The sequence below is a fragment of the Vibrio sp. J1-1 genome (assembly GCF_021728395.1).
Classification (GTDB): domain Bacteria; phylum Pseudomonadota; class Gammaproteobacteria; order Enterobacterales; family Vibrionaceae; genus Vibrio.
The window spans coordinates 22,067-40,084 of sequence record NZ_JAKKCM010000002.1; the positions used below are offsets into that span (position 1 = coordinate 22,067).

16 protein-coding genes are annotated in these 18,018 nt (G+C 45.5%); 9 read left to right on the forward strand and 7 right to left on the reverse strand.

Going from position 1 to position 18,018, the window contains the following annotated elements:
• Window positions 1-388: 388 nt before the first annotated feature.
• A complete protein-coding gene (locus L3V31_RS02795) occupies window positions 389-3,076 on the reverse strand; it encodes a DUF2339 domain-containing protein (protein ID WP_237314558.1) in 2,688 nt (895 codons plus the stop codon).
• Between the two features lie 366 nt (window positions 3,077-3,442).
• On the opposite strand from L3V31_RS02795, the gene L3V31_RS02800 reads away from it, so the two are divergent.
• The 3 genes from L3V31_RS02800 (at window position 3,443) to L3V31_RS02810 (ending at window position 6,936) form a co-directional block, all read left to right on the forward strand.
• The gene (locus L3V31_RS02800) at window positions 3,443-5,242 is read left to right on the forward strand and encodes a sodium:proton antiporter (protein WP_237314559.1); all 1,800 of its coding nucleotides are present in this window, start codon (window positions 3,443-3,445) and stop codon (window positions 5,240-5,242) included.
• A gap of 220 nt (window positions 5,243-5,462) precedes the next feature.
• Complete coding sequence (fni, locus tag L3V31_RS02805; protein ID WP_237314560.1) at window positions 5,463-6,482, forward strand: type 2 isopentenyl-diphosphate Delta-isomerase; 1,020 nt, start codon at window positions 5,463-5,465, stop codon at window positions 6,480-6,482.
• Between the two features lie 190 nt (window positions 6,483-6,672).
• On the forward strand, window positions 6,673-6,936 hold the full coding sequence (locus L3V31_RS02810; protein WP_237314561.1) for a DUF3012 domain-containing protein: 264 nt from the start codon (window positions 6,673-6,675) through the stop codon (window positions 6,934-6,936).
• Between the two features lie 194 nt (window positions 6,937-7,130).
• Here L3V31_RS02810 and L3V31_RS02815 read toward each other — a convergent pair whose 3' ends face one another.
• The gene (locus tag L3V31_RS02815; protein WP_237314562.1) at window positions 7,131-7,481 is read right to left on the reverse strand and encodes a rhodanese-like domain-containing protein; all 351 of its coding nucleotides are present in this window, start codon (window positions 7,479-7,481) and stop codon (window positions 7,131-7,133) included.
• A gap of 305 nt (window positions 7,482-7,786) precedes the next feature.
• The gene (locus L3V31_RS02820) at window positions 7,787-8,731 is read right to left on the reverse strand and encodes a helix-turn-helix domain-containing protein (RefSeq protein ID WP_237314563.1); all 945 of its coding nucleotides are present in this window, start codon (window positions 8,729-8,731) and stop codon (window positions 7,787-7,789) included.
• Between the two features lie 197 nt (window positions 8,732-8,928).
• Between L3V31_RS02820 and L3V31_RS02825 the strand changes: the two genes are divergently transcribed.
• Genes L3V31_RS02825 through eat form a run of 3 tightly spaced genes read left to right on the forward strand, consistent with a single transcriptional unit; the run spans window position 8,929 to window position 12,627 of the window.
• Window positions 8,929-10,341: an ethanolamine ammonia-lyase subunit EutB gene (locus L3V31_RS02825; protein WP_237314564.1), complete on the forward strand. Its 1,413-nt coding sequence runs from the start codon at window positions 8,929-8,931 to the stop codon at window positions 10,339-10,341.
• Window positions 10,334-11,212 carry an ethanolamine ammonia-lyase subunit EutC gene (eutC, locus tag L3V31_RS02830; protein ID WP_237314565.1) on the forward strand — a complete coding sequence of 293 codons (879 nt, stop codon included), beginning with the start codon at window positions 10,334-10,336 and terminating at the stop codon, window positions 11,210-11,212. The genes L3V31_RS02825 and eutC overlap by 8 nt, the downstream gene beginning before the upstream one ends.
• Before the next feature lie 11 nt (window positions 11,213-11,223).
• On the forward strand, window positions 11,224-12,627 hold the full coding sequence (gene eat / locus L3V31_RS02835; protein WP_237314566.1) for an ethanolamine permease: 1,404 nt from the start codon (window positions 11,224-11,226) through the stop codon (window positions 12,625-12,627).
• 101 nt (window positions 12,628-12,728) lie between these two features.
• On the opposite strand, the gene L3V31_RS02840 is transcribed toward eat, so the two are convergent.
• From L3V31_RS02840 to L3V31_RS02855, 4 genes are all read right to left on the reverse strand, one after another.
• Window positions 12,729-13,205: a peptide-methionine (S)-S-oxide reductase gene (locus L3V31_RS02840; RefSeq protein ID WP_237314567.1), complete on the reverse strand. Its 477-nt coding sequence runs from the start codon at window positions 13,203-13,205 to the stop codon at window positions 12,729-12,731.
• Window positions 13,206-13,310: 105 nt separating this feature from the next.
• The gene (locus L3V31_RS02845; protein WP_237314568.1) at window positions 13,311-13,667 is read right to left on the reverse strand and encodes a VOC family protein; all 357 of its coding nucleotides are present in this window, start codon (window positions 13,665-13,667) and stop codon (window positions 13,311-13,313) included.
• Between the two features lie 24 nt (window positions 13,668-13,691).
• Window positions 13,692-14,345 (reverse strand): nicotinamidase, encoded by a 654-nt coding sequence (locus tag L3V31_RS02850; RefSeq protein WP_237314569.1) that lies wholly within the window; start codon window positions 14,343-14,345, stop codon window positions 13,692-13,694.
• A gap of 32 nt (window positions 14,346-14,377) precedes the next feature.
• Window positions 14,378-15,103 carry an NUDIX domain-containing protein gene (locus L3V31_RS02855; RefSeq protein ID WP_237314570.1) on the reverse strand — a complete coding sequence of 242 codons (726 nt, stop codon included), beginning with the start codon at window positions 15,101-15,103 and terminating at the stop codon, window positions 14,378-14,380.
• 299 nt (window positions 15,104-15,402) lie between these two features.
• Between L3V31_RS02855 and pncB the strand changes: the two genes are divergently transcribed.
• From pncB to L3V31_RS02870, 3 genes are all read left to right on the forward strand, one after another.
• Window positions 15,403-16,713 carry a nicotinate phosphoribosyltransferase gene (pncB, locus tag L3V31_RS02860; protein WP_237314571.1) on the forward strand — a complete coding sequence of 437 codons (1,311 nt, stop codon included), beginning with the start codon at window positions 15,403-15,405 and terminating at the stop codon, window positions 16,711-16,713.
• Between the two features lie 192 nt (window positions 16,714-16,905).
• A complete protein-coding gene (locus L3V31_RS02865) occupies window positions 16,906-17,265 on the forward strand; it encodes an acyl-CoA synthetase (protein WP_237314572.1) in 360 nt (119 codons plus the stop codon).
• Window positions 17,266-17,489: 224 nt separating this feature from the next.
• Window positions 17,490-18,008, forward strand: a complete 519-nt coding sequence (locus L3V31_RS02870) for a glycine zipper 2TM domain-containing protein (protein ID WP_237314573.1) — start codon at window positions 17,490-17,492, stop codon at window positions 18,006-18,008.
• Window positions 18,009-18,018: the final 10 nt, after the last annotated feature.

Consider the following 18,018-nt stretch of genomic DNA (forward strand, 5'->3'; position numbering starts at 1 on the left):
AATAGAACAATAGCCGTTTTATATTTGTTGTGTAAATGGTTATTTGGTCTAACGGTTTTTTTTAATCACTGATGAGAAGTGTATCCATCCAATTACATGTGTAATCTGGAGAACTATCAGTAAACCACTGCTCTTTCTTATCTTTGAGATACAATACCTTAACTTTGGTTAACACGCTTGCATTGAGATCACGAGTTATTAATTTAGCAACGAAGATTTTTATATTTTTAACTTTACCCTGACATTTATTTGTTGAATGACTTCTCATCCAAGCTAAACAATGGAGCAAGTCGGCTAAAGTCGATGAGTGCATTTGAACGCCTCATCGGAAAATATAAAAGAGATTCAGGACGGCTGGATTTGGCTCGTCAGGAATCTCGGATTTTACTCAAGGTTTCGAAGGCTCGGAGACGGAGCGATTAAATTTCTGGAATAGCCACCCAAGTGCAATTAAAGATGCGCCCAAGCCGAGGAAGCTAATCGCGCGCCAGAAACCATCCAGAGAACGCACATCCCAAAGGAACACTTTTAGAGCGACACACGCTAGGATGATAAGACCGATATGCTGCAAGTTCATTGATTTGCGCATCACACCTGCCCATGTCAGTAAACCTCCGACAAGCAACCCTGCCACTGAATAACTGAACAGTTCCGCCATACTAGTCGGTTGATACAACGTCATAGAGCTCGTTTGCCAGAACTGTCGGATAGACATGCCTAACCATAATGCTGCAAGAGTAAACCCGATACTTGAAATCACATGAGGGTGAATACGTAATGTGTTCCATTTCCTAGATACTGTGATGGTAAGAACGCATGCTGGAAGCAGCCAACCTAAACTCAACATATTGAAAACAGGAATTGCTTGAGCGGAGACGTTATCAACGTTTAAAGGCGATTCAATCGTATTGAGCAAGAAGGTCATCAAAGCAAATATGCTCCAGAGTAAGTAACTGTAAGTCTGGTACACGTAAGTGAGTTGCTGGGCGAACTGACTGCGATAACTGTATACAAAGCCCATGACTAAAGCCTGGTTCGCAAAGACAATGGTACTGGTAAAGTCGATGTGGCCTAGGTAGCCATATTGGCCCGTTAACCAGTAGTTGGTTTGTGTGAAAAGCGCCATTAAAAAGACGTGCAGAAATGCACCTTCAAACCAATTGGCGAGATCAACGTCTGTTCTGGTTAGCACAGAGCGAGCATAAGCAAGGATAACTAGTGCAGGTAGATAACTGAGTAGCACCCACGCCCAGTGCCCCGTTTCGACAGGCTGCCACTCAGGAATAAATGGCAGTAGCGTCAGGCGGACAACCAAAGCGCCCATCATTATTTTGACCGCCCAACTGGCAGGACGAAAATAACCAGCCTGTATTTGCAAAGCCATCAACGCCACTTGTGCCGAAATCGCAGTAGTTAGCCACGTATCACTAAGCCATACAAAAGAACAACCAGCGATGATGACGTGGATGACCGCTGAACATTCGTAGGCGAGTTGCCTTAAACGCAGGCCAAAATGAACATAGCAGACCGCAATTAAAGCCGTATAAAATGTCCAGTACCAAGCGTGACTGTGCATAAACTCGTGTGCGTAAAATAGGACGATTAGCGTCATCGAAGGCGCGAGGGTAAGCAACAATATACTGCTCATCGGGGAACGGTCATTGAGCCCTTGTAAGTAGGTTCTTAACACGACAAAAACAATACTCAGTGCTAACGCTAGCAGAATACTAGCCTCACTCTGTGACATATAGAGTGTGTCAAAAGCGATTGATACAACCAAGATAGCGGTTGTTGATACCAGTATCGAAGGCAGGAAAACTCGCATTGACCAACCCTCACGCAAGGCGGGCAGCCAGATAGTCGCAACAAGCAAGATGTAGCAATACGCCATTTGGAAGACGTTAAGCTCAGGCATTCTAGTAATTGCAGAAAAGGTCAGTAATACGATAGCCAGAGACGTAATGATGGGAGGGCTTGTCCATTTATTCTGGCAATGGCGATAACGAGGGTTGAGTGTCCAACCTAACCTCGGCACAGCATAAATCAGATACAACGTGAGCGATAAGTAAATATAACTCCAGGAGAATAAACTTTCTGTCGGAATACTCTCTATAAGAATGAGCATCCACAGCGTATGTGGTATGGAACTACCTGGTGAGATCCAGGCTCTGCGTACCTTCTGCATAAGCAAAGTGGCTGCAATGGAGATTGCGCTGATGTAACCCGCCAACAGGAAATAATCGGGATCAGTACCGCTGATCCATAACGGCGCTGTGTAGCCGCCGATTAATCCCAGAACTGCCATTAATGGTCCTTGTCGTAATGACAAAGCTAGGCTGGAAAATGCAGCGGCGGCTAAGATCAATAATGAGATACTTGGTGTCAGCATCTGATAGACAACAAACGCAAAAATAACCGTACAGTAAACGCCAGTCAGGCCAGTTCCCGTGATGGCTGCTGGAACATAAGTAAAACCTTGAGCTCGTTTTGCTCGCTCTGGATTGCACTGTTCTTTTCGGTGAAACCACTCGCCTGCAGCAATCATGGCAAAAGACAGGGTAAAAGCAAAAGCGACACGGATGAAGGGCGAAAACTCGATGTGGCTGCCAATGACTTGTACCAGATATCCACCACCAATCAGCATAGCAAGAGCGCCTACCCATACTAGCCAGTTTTCTTGAATACTGGAGAGTAGTTTTCCGGTTTGTTTGTCCCATTGACTTGCGTCGTCAGAGGCTAAGCTCGCAATTTGAATATCTTCCTGATTTGTCTGCTGCGCGAATAGCGGCTCTGCAGGTGACTCTAGGGTATCACCAAGTTCTGCTTGAGATTGCGACGGTCCTGCGTAGTGAATCTCCGTTTGGCTTGAAGTCTCGGTAGTGATTTCAGAAGCCACGGGGGAAGGCATTTCACCTGTATTTGGTTGGCTCTGTTGATCTAACCATCGTGAACGGAAATCCGACAGCTCTTTGTGGAGCTGCGTTATTTTGTCTTCCAGGTTTGAAATTCGTTTTACTGCTTTCAATGTAATCAGCAAGGCAAAGAACGCCATTATCACCGCTAATGAAGTCAACAAGTGCTTTTCTCCCTATCTTGGTCTTTCAGCTGCTTCATGAGGATTCTTAACTTTGAGCACCCAAGTTAAAGCTTAGTTCACGGTCTATACCTGTGAGCGTTGGGATGTTAGGTTCCGCCTGAAATTTTTAGAAACACTGAATGATCATTCTACATGTCGAATCTGTGTGGGTAAGTATCTGTAGGGAAAAATGCCGTTAATTCATATGCTTGTGCGATGATTTGGGGTTCATATTTCTCTTTATCGTGATTTTTAGTGTGTTGAACGGTGGAGTAAACGTGAACTCAACTATATTAGTAATTTCAAGGAATAAGATTGTCTCTTGCGTGTTTACGCGAAAACAACGATAAAAATAGGTGACGATAAATGCAAGTTGGTAATGAAGCGCTGGTGCTTTCAGCGGTTGGGGTGATTGGTTTAGGTTGTCAGTGGCTGGCCTGGCGACTGCGTTTGCCAGCGATACTGTTTTTACTTTTGGCTGGCCTTGTTGTTGGACCATTAATGCAGTGGCTAAAGCCGGATGAAATATTAGGAAACTTACTCTTTCCTTTGGTTTCGTTGGCCGTGGCGGTCATTCTGTTTGAGGGAAGCTTAACGTTAAACTTTAAAGAAATTCGCGGAGTGAGCGGCTCAGTATGGAGTATTGTCTCTTTTGGCGCGATTGTCTCTTGGGCAGTAACGAGTGTGGCGACACATTATTTTTTGGGTTTTTCATGGGAACTGGCAATGCTGTTCGGTAGCTTAACCGTTGTCACGGGGCCTACCGTGATTGTTCCGCTGCTAAGAACCGTGAGACCAAACAGCAAGCTGGCAAATATTCTGCGTTGGGAAGGTATTCTGATTGACCCGCTTGGGGCGTTATTTGTCGTCATGATTTACGAGTTCATCGTGTCACACAGCGCGGTAAATAGCGTCGAAGTATTTGCCAAGATCATCGCGGTTGGTGTCATTCTTGGTGTTACATCTGGCGCCGCAGTTTCAGCTGTATTACGTAGGGCATGGTTGCCAGAATATTTGCAGCCGTTTGCCGTGTTAATGGTGGTACTTGGAGTATTCTCGGTTTCAAATCATTTAGAGTCTGAAGCAGGGCTGCTTACCGTCACCGTTATGGGGATGTGGCTCGCGAATGCAAAAGAGATCAATATCCAGCAGATCTTGCACTTCAAAGAGCACTTGACCATTTTACTCATTACTGGTCTGTTCATCTTCCTCGCGGCTCGCATCAGCTTGGATGACTTTGCGGCGCTTGGTAGCGGTGCACTGTTGCTGTTTGTATTTATGCAGCTGGTCTCGCGTCCGTTATCAATATTCCTTGCTACGATGCGTAGTAATTTAGGTCTCAACGAAAAACTGTTTCTGTCATGGGTTGCACCGCGCGGTATTGTAGCGGCCTCTATCTCGTCTCTTTTTGCTATCAAGCTAATCGAATATGGTGTCAGCGGCGCTAGCCTGCTTGTACCAATGACCTTCATGGTGATTATTGGAACCGTTGTGCTACAAAGTGCCACGGCTCGCCCTGTCGCGATTGCCTTGGGGGTTGCAGAGCCAGCGCCGAGAGGTTTCTTACTGATTGGCGCGAACCGAGTGGCTAGAGAAATCGGTCAGGCATTAGCGCGTTATGACAGGCGTGTTCTCATGACGGATTCAAACTGGGAATACATCAGTCAAGTTCGTATGCTCGGTTTGGACTATTACTACGGGAATCCGATATCCAGCCATGCAGACGATAACCTCAACCTAATTGGTATTGGTCAGGTTGTTGCCCTAACACCGGATCAACACTTCAATATTATGGCTTGCATGCAGTTTGTCGACGAATTCGGCGAAGATAAAGTACATTGTCTGCAAAAAAACAAAACAAACGGCAATGGCAATGAAAAACACACTGTTGCACAGGAATATCATGGCAGGTTACTGATGGGCGGTAATGTCAGTTACAGCCAATTGGCGAGCTTGTTGAGCCGTGGTGCGGAAATAAAACATACTAAGCTAAGTGGCAGTTTCACCTATCAGGATTATATGGCGCATCACAACAGCAATTTGATCATTCCTCTGTTTCATGTGGAAGAAAAGGGCAAAATTTACTTCTGTGATGATCCCGAACAGTTTGCACCAGCTACGACTAGCACGGTTGTGTCTTTGATTATGCCAAACAACGGCCAATAGCATTTTTAGATATCAATGTATTGGCATCTTGCTAATTTGTTATCCAAGCTTATAACAGTTGCTAGTCTCACGCGTTTTAAACCTGTAGAGCAAAACACCAGCGTAAATCAATAGCCTCTGCGGGTTTGAGAAAAGTACTGCGGCTATTTCAGAAATTTCGCATTGACGTTACTGACAAGGATCGCAATACTGCGCGACTGATTTACTTTAGGGTGACATTATGGCTTCGCAAACTAATCGAAAAGATTTACATCTAGACGCTGTTTTACATCATGACATGAGCATGAAACATAAAACGGCGGGCTTCGAGTCTGTCGAATTTGAGCACTGTGCGCTGCCAGAATGTGACTTTAACGCCATCGATCTGTCTACCGAGTTCTTAGGTCGAAGACTGGCTCTGCCATTCTTAATCAGTTCGATGACAGGTGGAGCGAAAGATGCGGAAGCGATCAACTGCCGTTTGGCTGAAGCGGCAAGTGAACTAGGCATTGCGATGGGCGTAGGGTCTCAACGTATTAGTCTGGAACAGAGTTTGAACGCAGGTTTAGGCCGAACGATTCGAGAGTTGGCGAAAGGTGTGCCTCTGTATTCTAACTTAGGTGCGGCTCAACTGCGTGATAAAGAGAATTTGGACAATGCACAACGAGCGGTAGATGCAATTCAAGCCGATGCTCTCATCGTGCATGTGAACCCGATGCAAGAAGCTTTTCAGGCAAACGGCGACCACAACTGGGTTGGTGTCATTCATGCGATTGAAAAACTACAATCACGAGTGGATGTACCGATCCTTGTGAAGGAAGTGGGGTTTGGGATTAGCGGTTCGATGGCTGAAAAACTGGTAGACGCAGGTGTTAAAGCCATTGACGTTGCCGGAGCAGGCGGCACCAGTTGGAGTGCTGTCGAAGGTTTCTGTCAGGATAATGCCCGTATGAAGCGTGCAGCTGAGCTGTTTCGTGACTGGGGAATACCAACCGCTACTTGTCTTGAACAAATTCGCGCTCAGTACCCTGCGTTACCTTTAATCGCATCTGGAGGTATTCACAACGGGCTAGAGGCAGCCAAAGCTATCCACTTGGGTGCCAACTTGGTTGGCCAGGCTGGCGCTGTGCTTAAAGCTGCGACAATAAGTACTCAAAACGTTGTTGAGCATTTCGAACAAATGGCACTGGAATTACGTTTAGCGTGTTTCGGAACAGGATCTGCGAATCTATTTTCTTTGCCTACAGCGAAGCGTTTATAGTTAAACGACTATGTGTGCGCTACCCCAATGATTTTTAGATAAATTGTCGATGTCTTAACACGTAGGCTGATAATTTAGTTATAGTTTATACAAAACTCGCTTCAAGATGTTGTGTTCGACAGCTATGTCGGATTGCCTCATCTGGGCGTTACTTGTCTAGAATATTATTTGACACTGGAACTTAAATCTTATGAAAAAACTGGTAATGCTACTGTTGGCATCTGCGGCTTTAACTGCTTGTAGCGACGAAGTTGGCACCGAGAGTTGGTGTAACGACATGCGAGACAAACCAAAAACTGAGTGGACAACAGAAGGTGCTATGGATTTTGCCAAGCATTGTGTCCTTCAAGATGGCGTGGGTAGTGAACAGTGGTGTAAAGACCTGAAAGAGAAGCCAAAAGGCGACTGGACAGCGAATGAAGCATCTAGCTACACGAAACACTGTATTTTCTAATTGAGCTGAAAACGCTCAATGTTTATCTCCAAAAGCCAAGCTCGCTGCTTGGCTTTCTTATATCAACAAGCTTACTTCATTTCTGACAACCTGACTCAGTTTGAAGAAGGACCAAAATAGAAATACGCCCGAAGCGAGTTGTAAAAACGGAGCTCAAAAATGTTGTGCTCCGTTTTTATAATTGCAGCTCTGCTCTATTTTGCTTGTTGCAGTTCATCTAAACCGCCAGCATTGTGCAGATTAGTAAAGCCCTGTGATTGGAGATGCTGATAAGCTTGACCTGAGCGGTAACCACTGCGGCAGTATAAAACTATCAGTTGATCCTTTTTCACGTCTTTAAAATGTTTGTCTAGTTCTGAAAGCGGAAAGTTAACCGCATCGTCTAAGTGGCCTTCTGCGAACTCTTGGGGTGTACGAACATCAACGATCATTGCGCCTTGTTCAATCAGCTGCCAACCTTGTTCCGCGCGCTCAGAAGCTATTGCAGTTGGAGCTAGCAGACAGGTCGCGATTATCGCTAGAAAGAGAGATATTACCTTATTCATTACTATTCTATCCTTTGACTTTTATATTGGCAGAGTTTCTATCTACCGGAAGTGATTCCTATTAATCACGTTAAGCTAAGAGTAAGTTCCGTTTGTGTAAAGAATCTACCGAGCTTTTGTGTCTCTATATCCCGATATTAGAACGAATGAGTGGCAATGCCACTTTAGGAACGTAAATTGGTTAATACGTTGACCCAAGTTGTGGTCTGTGGCGTATTGCTCAGAATATCTAAGCCTTGCAAGCGTGTATAGATTGAAAGAGCTTTAGCCGAAGTGATTACTTACTTCTGAAAAATCTCATTTCATCAGATGCATTGACTTGTTTCTGAGGGAGTTTCACCAAACAGTTGCTTGTAACTTTGGCCGAATTGGCCGAGATGAAAAAAGCCAAAATCAAAGGCTATCTCTGCGATGTTACGAGTCTCTTGAGGGTTTTGCAGTATACGGCGTATCTGATTCAGTCGCATTCGATGAATAAATTGTTTCGGAGAAGTATCGCAGCACGCTTCAAACGTATATTGCAATGTTCGACGGCTAACATGTACAGCCTCACACAGTTCACTTACGGTAATAGGGGTTCTGTAATCCTGATTTTCCAAATATTGTCGAATGCGGTTCATCACAACTTGTCTCTGAGAGGATGCTCTTGGCGAGACTTCCTGCTGTGAGCTTAACGAAAACAGTTCCATCAGGACATCTTTGACGACAGTTTGATGCGTTTCGCACGACCATCGAGCCTGGTTGGGATCAAGCAATATGCCCAAGTAGTATTTGAGTTGTTGAGTGTGGCGTTCGCTTAAGCCTGACAAGTAGAGTTCTTGCCCTTTAACATCGTCAAGCTCAAGTTGCTCTTCAAGCTTCTGAACAAAGTCTTGCTTTAGCACCATACCATAAATCGAAAATGCTTCTGGCGTAATTAACTCGAAGTCTACTCCCCCGTGGCGGAGTAATAGCTTGTCGGCATCAAGTTGCGAATGATTGATATGCAGCGCTTTATTTTCAACGCTTATCCCCAGCCAAACCCCCCCTTCCTCGATACGGCATTGCTGTCTCAGTGCGCGGTTACTGTCTTCACGAAATACATGCACACTGTTGAATCGTCGCTCTCTGATTTGCCCTAGGAAGCGACCATCACTGATTTGGTCGTATTCCTGTTGCCAATTGATCAGGCTTGCCGCTTGTTGGTTTGCATCTTTTGTGGGATTTGTGCACAAAGTTGGTGCGACCGAGATCTGTTCATCATTCATCATATTTACTTCCGATGCCTGTTTAGTGAATCAAAGTAGGGCAAAGCATAGTTAATGTACTGTTTAAAAAGCCTTTTTTAACATTGCCGTTTTTTGATAATCATCGGGAATGCATTTCGCTTTAATCCCTATAGAAACTTATAGAACTATCAGCAAAAAAAACTGCAAAAACTGAACCATGTAGTTGAAGGGGAAGAATCATGACCGCAACTTATCGTCGGCAACAGGGAAGTATGGTGTATACCTTTGAGTCATTGGCGGACTTGATGGCGAAAGCAACTCCGGAGCGCTCAGGAGATGCGCTAGCTGGTGTGTGTGCAGAGTCTTCTGCAGAGCGCGTAGTGGCGCAAATGACATTATCCGAACTGCCACTAAAAACCTTTCTAAACGAAGTGGTGATCCCTTATGAAAGCGATGAAATCACACGCTTGATTATTGACACTCATGACCGTGAAGCTTTTCAACCGATAGAACACCTGACGGTTGGTGATTTTCGTAACTGGTTGCTAAGTGAGCAAGCTGATAGTGTCACTTTAGCCAAAATTCGTCCCGGTCTAACGCCTGAAATGGTGGCGGCAGTGAGCAAAATTATGCGTAATCAGGACCTGATTCTGGTTGCGAAAAAGTGCCAGATAGTGACGGCATTTCGTAACACCATCGGATTACCGAGCCGCTTATCCACTCGCTTGCAGCCCAACCATCCGACCGACTCTCTTAATGGCATTGCCGCGACGATCTTTGATGGTCTGATGTATGGCAACGGTGATGCAGTAATTGGCATCAACCCGGCAACCGACAACGTACCTCAGGCAGTTAAATTGATGAAGTTGATGGATGAGGTAATTCAGCACTATCAAATTCCCACCCAGTCTTGCGTTTTGACTCACGTGACAAACACCATCGAGGCAATCGAGATGGGTGCACCAGTCGATCTGGTTTTCCAGTCAATCGGTGGCACACAAGGCACCAACGACACGTTTGGTATCAACTTGGCTGTATTAAAAGAAGCGCACGAAGCAGCGCTTTCACTTAACCGAGGTTCGGTTGGTAACAACGTGATGTATTTCGAGACCGGACAGGGCACGGCTTTGTCAGCAAACGCTTTCCATGGTGTCGATCAGCAAACCTGTGAAACTCGTGCGTATGCCGTCGCAAGGCAGTTTGATCCTTTGTTGGTGAACACGGTGGTTGGTTTTATCGGGCCTGAATACTTGTTTGATGGAAAACAGATCATTCGAGCCGGGTTGGAAGATCACTTCTGTGGCAAGCTACTCGGGCTGCCGATGGGGTGCGATATCTGCTACACCAATCACGCTTATGCTGATCAAAATGACATGGACAATCTGCTGACACTATTAGGCGTTGCTGAGTGTTCTTTCATCATGGGCATTCCCGGGTCAGATGACATCATGCTCAACTATCAAACCACTTCATTCCACGACGCGTTATACGCGAGGAAAGTGTTGGGCTTAAAGCCAGCGCCTGAGTTTGAACAGTGGCTTACCGACATGCAAATTTTCGAAGACGTACACGAGGTGCGTTTAAACGACCGCATTTCCCATTCGTTTGCCGGAGCAATTTCACAGCTGAATAAGGGGCGTTCTCATGGGTAAAGTGGTTTCTATCTCAGATGGCGCAACGGCAAAAGTCGTGACACGCAATCCTTGGGATAAATTACGTGAGTTTACTTCTGCGCGTATCGCTCTGGGTCGCAGTGGCAACAGTGTTCCGACGGATGAATTGCTCTCTTTTCAGCTTGATCACGCGAAAGCGATGGACGCGGTGCATTGCTCGCTCAATGTGGATTCATTGGTCGCTCAACTGACAGATTCGTACTCGATTCTTAAACAGACGCTTGAGCCACCTGTTGTCGTGACGAGTAAGGTCACTGATCGATTCATGTATTTGCAGCGACCAGATTTAGGGCGCCAGCTCGATGAAGCCTCTTGGAAAAAACTTGCAGCCGTTACCAAAGAGCACAATGCTGAGCTCGATTTGGCAATCGTTGTCGCTGATGGGCTCTCTTCTGTTGCGATCCAGAACCATGCCGTAGCGGTTATCAGCCGTTTAGTTTCTCTATTGAGTGGCGACGAAGAACACCAATGGAATTTAGCTCCAATTGCTGTCGTGAAGCAGGGGCGAGTCGCGGTCGGAGACGATGTTGGCGAGTGTTTTCATGCCAAAGCCGTGTTGGTTCTTATCGGCGAAAGGCCGGGACTAACATCGCCAGACAGTATGGGCATGTACCTGACTTGGGGAGCGAAACGCGGCTCGAAGGACTCCGACCGAAACTGTATTTCTAACGTGCGACCGCAAGGGCTCAATTATGACGATGCCTGTCAGCGCGCATTCTATTTGCTTAAAGAGGCTAGAAGACTCCAACTCTCAGGCGTGAACTTAAAGGACCGTTCTGCCATTGACGAAGAGAGTGGTAGCGACCTCGAAGATAAGCACAACAACAATTTCTTAATTTCTAAAATGTAGAGGGATTTACTATGTCTAATCATCAGGAATATCTGGCTAAAAGACAGTTAAAAAGAGGGACCGCAGGCTGGATTCTGCTTGCGGGGCTGGGCGTATCGTATGTTATTTCCGGTGATTTTGCCGGATGGAACTTTGGTATCGCTCAGGCAGGCTGGGGTGGTTTCCTTATCGCAGCGATTGCGATGGCGGTGATGTACCTAACGCTGGTTTTATCATTGGCAGAAATGTCGGCGGCGATTCCGGCTGCTGGTGGTGGCTATAGCTTTGCACGTCAGGCAATGGGACCGACGGGCGGTTTTTTCACCGGTTTGTCTGTGCTTATTGAATACGCGCTTGCTCCTGCTGCGATTGTGATATTCATTGGATCGGCGGTGAATGAATTGATTGGTATTGATGGCCCTGTTGTCTACGCACTTTTTTATGCCGTCTTTATCGGAATTCACATGGCTGGTGTGGGTGAAGCACTTAAGGTCATGATGGTCATCAGCGGCTTAGCAGTGTTGGCGATTTTGGTGACGGCAGGTGTACTGATTGGCGATTTCGACATGAATAATCTGTTTGATATCGCGCCAGCCACTGCGCAGGCGACTGAGGTACTGCCGTTTGGTTGGTATGGTGTTTGGGCCGCACTGCCATTTGCAATGTGGTTATTCCTCGCGGTTGAAGGCGTACCTTTAGCAGCAGAAGAAGCGAAAAACCCAGCGAAAGATGTGCCAAAAGGCATTATAGGTGCAATGCTATTCCTTCTACTTACTGCGACTCTTGTGGTTGTGCTATTAGCTGGTGCGGTAGGTTCACAAGTTATCGGTGACAGTGCGGTGCCTTTGGTTGATGCACTGAAACTGACGGGTAACCCGACGCTTGCAACGGCCGTCAATATTCTTGGATTAGCTGGTTTGATTGCATCTTTCTTCTCAATCATTTACGGCTATAGCCGTTTGGTATTCGCGCTTTCTCGTGCAGGCTACTTGCCACAAAGCCTGTCACTGACGACAGAGAAAAAAGTACCTTCAAGAGCGCTATTTGTACCGGGTGTATTTGGCTTCTTGGTCTCGTTGACAGGTGAAGGTGACTTGATTCTGGCAATGGCTGTCGTGGGTGCAACGGTATCGTACGCCTTGATGTCACTGAGCCATATCTTACTGCGAATCAAGCAACCGGAAATGGAGCGTCCATACAAAACACCAGGTGGTATTGTTACTTCTGGTATTTCACTGGTGCTTTCTTTAGTTGCGATGACTGGCGTATACGCTTTCGATCCTTCAGCGTTCTTTATGACCATGGGACTGTTTGTTATCGGTGGGGCGTATTACGGACTCTACAGCCGCAACAAACTGGTTGCGACTACTGCCGAAGAAGAGTTTGCGATGTTGTCAGTGGCGGAACAGGAATTGGAAGCAGAAGGTGCTCGTTAAATTTCGCTAAGCAGTCACGATTGTAAAAAAACAAAAGGGAGCCCTGTGCTCCCTTTGTTATTTTTAAATCCATCTGAAAAATACTCAGCTAATACTGGTTGTTAGCGGTTCTTATACTTATGTAATAAGTCCAAAGGAATATGACAGTAATCGTTCGGAAAGCGAGTTAGCCTGTCTTGGTGTTCGTCATCACTTGGCACGTAGTTGGTTAACTCACGTATTTCGACCACGATCTTGTCGGCATCTTCTCTTTTTTCGATGTAGCTTCTTACTCTGTCGAGGTGTTGCGGACTTTGGCTGTACACTCCGGTTCGGTATTTTTCACCGACGTCTTCGCCTTGTTTATTGACACTGTAAGGGTCGATGATTTCAAAGAAGTACCCCATCAGTTCTTCCAGTGAAACTAGTGAAGGGTCGAACTGAGTGCGCACACATTCCGCATAACCGTCGTAGTCAGTTGATGTGGAGTTTGTGGTGCCGTTTGCACGACCGGCTTCAGTTGCAATTACACCAGGAAGGTGGCGCATAAATTCTTGCACGCCCCACAGGCAACCGCCCGCAAAGTAAATCTCTTGCATAAATCTGTCTACTTGTAAGTTTGGCGCATTATGTCGTGGCAACAGAGTCAAGTGCAAGGCGTGACTTGCTAATCAGACCACCAGAGTACTTTTATGGCGGTTGAGTTAGTGACTTTCTGACCAAACCGCAAACTCATTACCACTTGGCTCTGCAAAGTGGAATCGGCAGCCGCCGGGAAACTCAAAGATGGGGCGAAGAATATGCCCACCATGTTGTTCCACCTTGGACAATGTTGCATGAATGTCTGAGCTGTAAAAAACCAGCAGTGCAGCACCATTTTCTGTGTTACTAACTGATTCGGATTTAAAAAATCCGCCGTCTAAGCCCTGATCAGAAAACGCCGTGTAATCTGGACCATAGTCGATAAACGTCCAGCCAAATACTTGCTCAAAGAAATTCTTTGTCGCACTCAAATCTGTGCTGCCAAACTCTACGTAGTTTAACTTTTCGTGTTGATGCATCGTGATTTTCCTATTATTTGCTTGCTACGCAAACTTTTCTACGATGATCTCATCTGCATTGTCTACAAATACCGCTCCCTTTTCTTCCATCTCTGCGACGACACTCTCAACGGTATCCGGTAGTACTGCACGTGTTGAAGCAAGATTCACAACGACTTTAAACCCGAGATCTAATGCCTGCATCACCGATTTTTTGACGCAGAAATCGAGCGCTAAGCCACCGACAACAAGCGTATCGATATCGTGACATTTCAGGAACTCATTCGCACCAGTCGTTTTGGTATCAGCGACGTCATGGAAGAAAACCCCGTATGGATGCGCATCTGGATCCATCCCTTTGTTGACCTGAAAATCATACTCCAGAACAGGCGGTAATCCGTCTAACAGTTCCACACCTGCCGTGCCTAGTACGCAGTGACGATTCCATTTTACGTCGACGTTTGGCAAACCAACGGGCTCTAGCATATTGGCTGGCGTTTCTGCGTCCCAAGCTGCTTTAGGTGGGTGTAAGTCGCGGCTCACCAATTTTAAACGACCCTTTGCGTGATTCTTGAGTAGTTCCGGTACTATTTTAAGGGCGCCTTCTACGGGTAGTTCGTCAGGGCAAAGCTCACTGAATCCTTTCTCAGGATCCACATCGAATACCGCAGTGGTTTGATAGTTAACTCGAACAGTCATGGCAGACTCCTTGTCTGTCTGGTTGCCTGCGCTTATCCACGCAAACAGTTTTGGAAAAAAGTGACTTCGTCGCTAGTGAGTGTGTACACCATGGCCGGTTTACCACCTTTGCCTTTGTTGGTGGAAGCGACTTTGTTGGTTGGTTTCAGTACGCCTGAGTCGATCAAACGGCGTTTGATGGTCATACGGCTGATGTCGATTCCAAATTCCTGATAAGCAGAAATGATGTCGGCAACCAAAAACTCTTTGTCTAACGCGAACAGAAGCACGGAGGTGTATTCGATAGAAGCACGCAACTTTTGCCAGGCTTTTTCGATGGTATTTTGATGGTCAAAAGCCAGCGTTTCCTCACCATCTAAGATGGCCTGCAACGGGAACCATTTTAGGTGGCATTCTGCAACACCAGCGTTATTGATTTGCTCGACATTATTTCGGTCCACTAATGCGTAGTGGGTGATATTCAAACTCCAGTCGTCTGGATCTCGTTTCGGATCACCGTCAATAAACGCTTCACTAAAATGACGAGGGTAAGTATGGATTTTTTCTCGGCAAATACGGCGACGTGCTGCTTCGAAATTTTCATCTGCTGGACGTCCGCCTTCATGAGTCAAATCTTTATCAAAGACAAATCCTCCCGGCAAGGCCCATACGCCATGGTATGGTCGGTTCGGATTTGAACGTTTAATCAGCAACACTTCCAATCCTTTATTGGCACAGCCAGAAAGTCTGAATGGAATGATGTCGACAGTTACGATCATGGTTGGGTCCTAATAATAAGTTGTAAGTAATCTAGCGCATAATAAGTGTTCATTCAATGGGTAAGTAACAATTTGTTCGTAACCATTTTTGCTTTGTTGAGGGTTCAGTTTGGGGATGAGATTAACGATATTTTTGAGTTATTCACAACTGGTATCCGTTTCTTAAAGATAAAAACCTTATTAAAAAGAGTGGTTAGTAACAAAAGTTGACAAACTAAAGATGGGTGTTTATTGTTTACGCAAATTAGTTAGTAACAAAAAGTTATATACTCAGGTAAGGGTATGTGGAAGGGCACCGAATGACAACCAATCTATTTTCTTCTCGCATCATTCAAAGTGCTTTGGACTTTGATGTCTACAAAGTGAATATGATGAGCGCTGTTGCTGCTCTGTATCCTGATGCGATGGTGTCATACAAATTTATCGTGCGTAGTGAAGAAGATCTGTCTGATTTATTGCCTGAGGTAGAAGCAGAAATCCTTAAGCTTCAAGACCTTTGTTTTACAGACGATGAAATCAGGTATATGAAAGGTGCCGCACCACACCTCAAGCCAGAGTTTGTCGATGCATTACGCCACTTCCGCTTTAATCCCCAAAATGATGTGTCTTTGCATAATAAAACCATGGCAGATGGTTCAAGCCAACTACGCATCACGATCAGAGGGTTGTGGAAAGAGACCATTTTGTACGAAACCATCATCATGAGTATCGTTTCTGAAGTTCGCAGTCGTCTGCGCTGGTCTGATATTCCGTTACAGCAGTTCCAGACGGTTTTGCAAGATAAAGTTCGTTATCTTAAATCTGAACTGAAGCGTCGCAATATCACCAGTTTTAAGTTTTCTGATATGTCGACTCGTCGACGATTTTCTTTTAAGGCTCAGAAAACCATGTTGGAGTATCTGTGTCAGGAGTTACCAGATTGCCTGACAGGAACGAGTAATTACCATTTAGCGCGCAAAATGAACCTCACCCCGATTGGTACTGTGGCTCATGAGTGGTTCATGGCGCATCAGGCGTTAGTGAATGTCCGTGACTCGCAGAAAATAGCGTTGCAACGTTGGCAGGAAGTGTTTAACGGTGCGTTAGGCATTGCACTGACGGATACGATCGGTATTGATGCTTTCCTTAAAGACTTTGATGAAGAGTTTAGTAATGCCTATTTTGGCGTGCGTCACGACAGTAGTTGTCCGTATGCTTGGGGCGAAAAAATGATTGAGCACTATCGATCTTTGAATATCGATCCTATGACCAAGACTCTGGTATTTACCGACGGGCTTAATTTTGAACAAGCATTAGACATTTGTGAGCATTTTCAGGGTCGAGTTCAGGTTAGCTTCGGTATTGGTACTTTCTTGGCCAACGACATGGGCGATTATATTAATGGCAAAGGCGAGGCTTATAAGCCTTTATCCATGGTGATTAAAATGGTCTCCTGCAACGACTCACCTGTCGCGAAAATTAGTGACGAACCAGAAAAAGCGATGTGTGAAGACATTTTCTTTTTGATGAATCTAAAGCGTCGCTTTGAACAGCCTTTAGATTTGGATGAGTGCCGTGATCTCATTGATCGCTTAGAGAATGAAGGGCAAAACTATCTGATTGATGCCTAATCTCCATTCTATATGCCTACTTGATAACCACCCTCTATCGTGTCGACAAAAATTAGTTAGGCTAACGTAGAGGGTGATTTCGTTATAGTAGCGTTACCCAACGTTACCCACAGCGAGTTCGCTTAACTGTGTGTCTAACTGCTTCTTGATGACTTTGGGCTTCAACGTAATAGCTTGAATCAGGAGTAAAAAATGAATCTAGTTGTACATTTGCAGAAGAAAGCAATAAGAAAATACGGCTATGAAATGGCGACTCGTCAGGCTTGGAAATGTGGGATCAAAGCCAACTTGGTGAGACGGGTAATTGGCCTGTTCAAAGGACAAATCGTGTGCGTAGTTGAAGGCTGCCGTGCGGAGCTATCTTCGCCTATTAATAACCCGCTCCATGATGATGAAAAACAAGACCGCTACATTTTTGTTGGTGGTTTGTGTTGGGAACCAAACAACATTATTGCCCCGGGGTTTCCAGATTTTATGTTTATGCACCTACGTAGCATGAGTCACCGACATAAATACTTATCAGACGATGAACTGTTCCTCAGTTTAGCCTGAACTTCAGTATCAATCAGTTTTGCTTAATGAGATTGCATCAGTGATAGGTGTCGTTGATGCAATGTCGGCTCAATTGACATACCGTTAGTTATTTCTTAACGCCATTTTTAAAAAACGCTGTTTTTTAACGTTCTAATGACAGAGCGCCCATGTTCGCTTGATGTGTATTTTTACTTCCGACTTACTATACCGGACATAGAATAAACTATGCTGGGATGTAAACCATGAATACTAAATCTATTGCAATTGCGGCCGTGGTTGTTGCTGTATTAGCAGGCTGTAAGGAGAAAACGCCGCCAGCTCCGACTCAAGCTAACATCACTTTGATTGAGGCAGTCACAGAAACAGTTAAGAACCCTCATCAAGTGTGTAAAGATGTGGTGGTAACACAGCAAGTTGCACCAACAGATGACAATAAAATTCTTGGTACTGTTGGTGGCGCTGCGGCGGGTGCTGCGCTCGGCAACCAGATTGGTGGTGGTTCCGGTAAGATCATTGCTACGGCAGCAGGGACTATTGCTGGCGCATTAACAGGTCGTAAGATCCAAGAAAATGTACAAAAAGGCGATGTGGTTACGACGACGAAGCAGCAATGTCACACTGAATATACAACGTCAGAAAAAGTGATTGGCTATGATGTCACCTATGAAGTTGCAGGTACACCGACAACGGTTCGTTTAGCAAGTAAGCCTGCGACGAAGAGCTTCCCAATCCAAGATGGTAATGTCGTTCTACCACAATAATTGGGCTTCA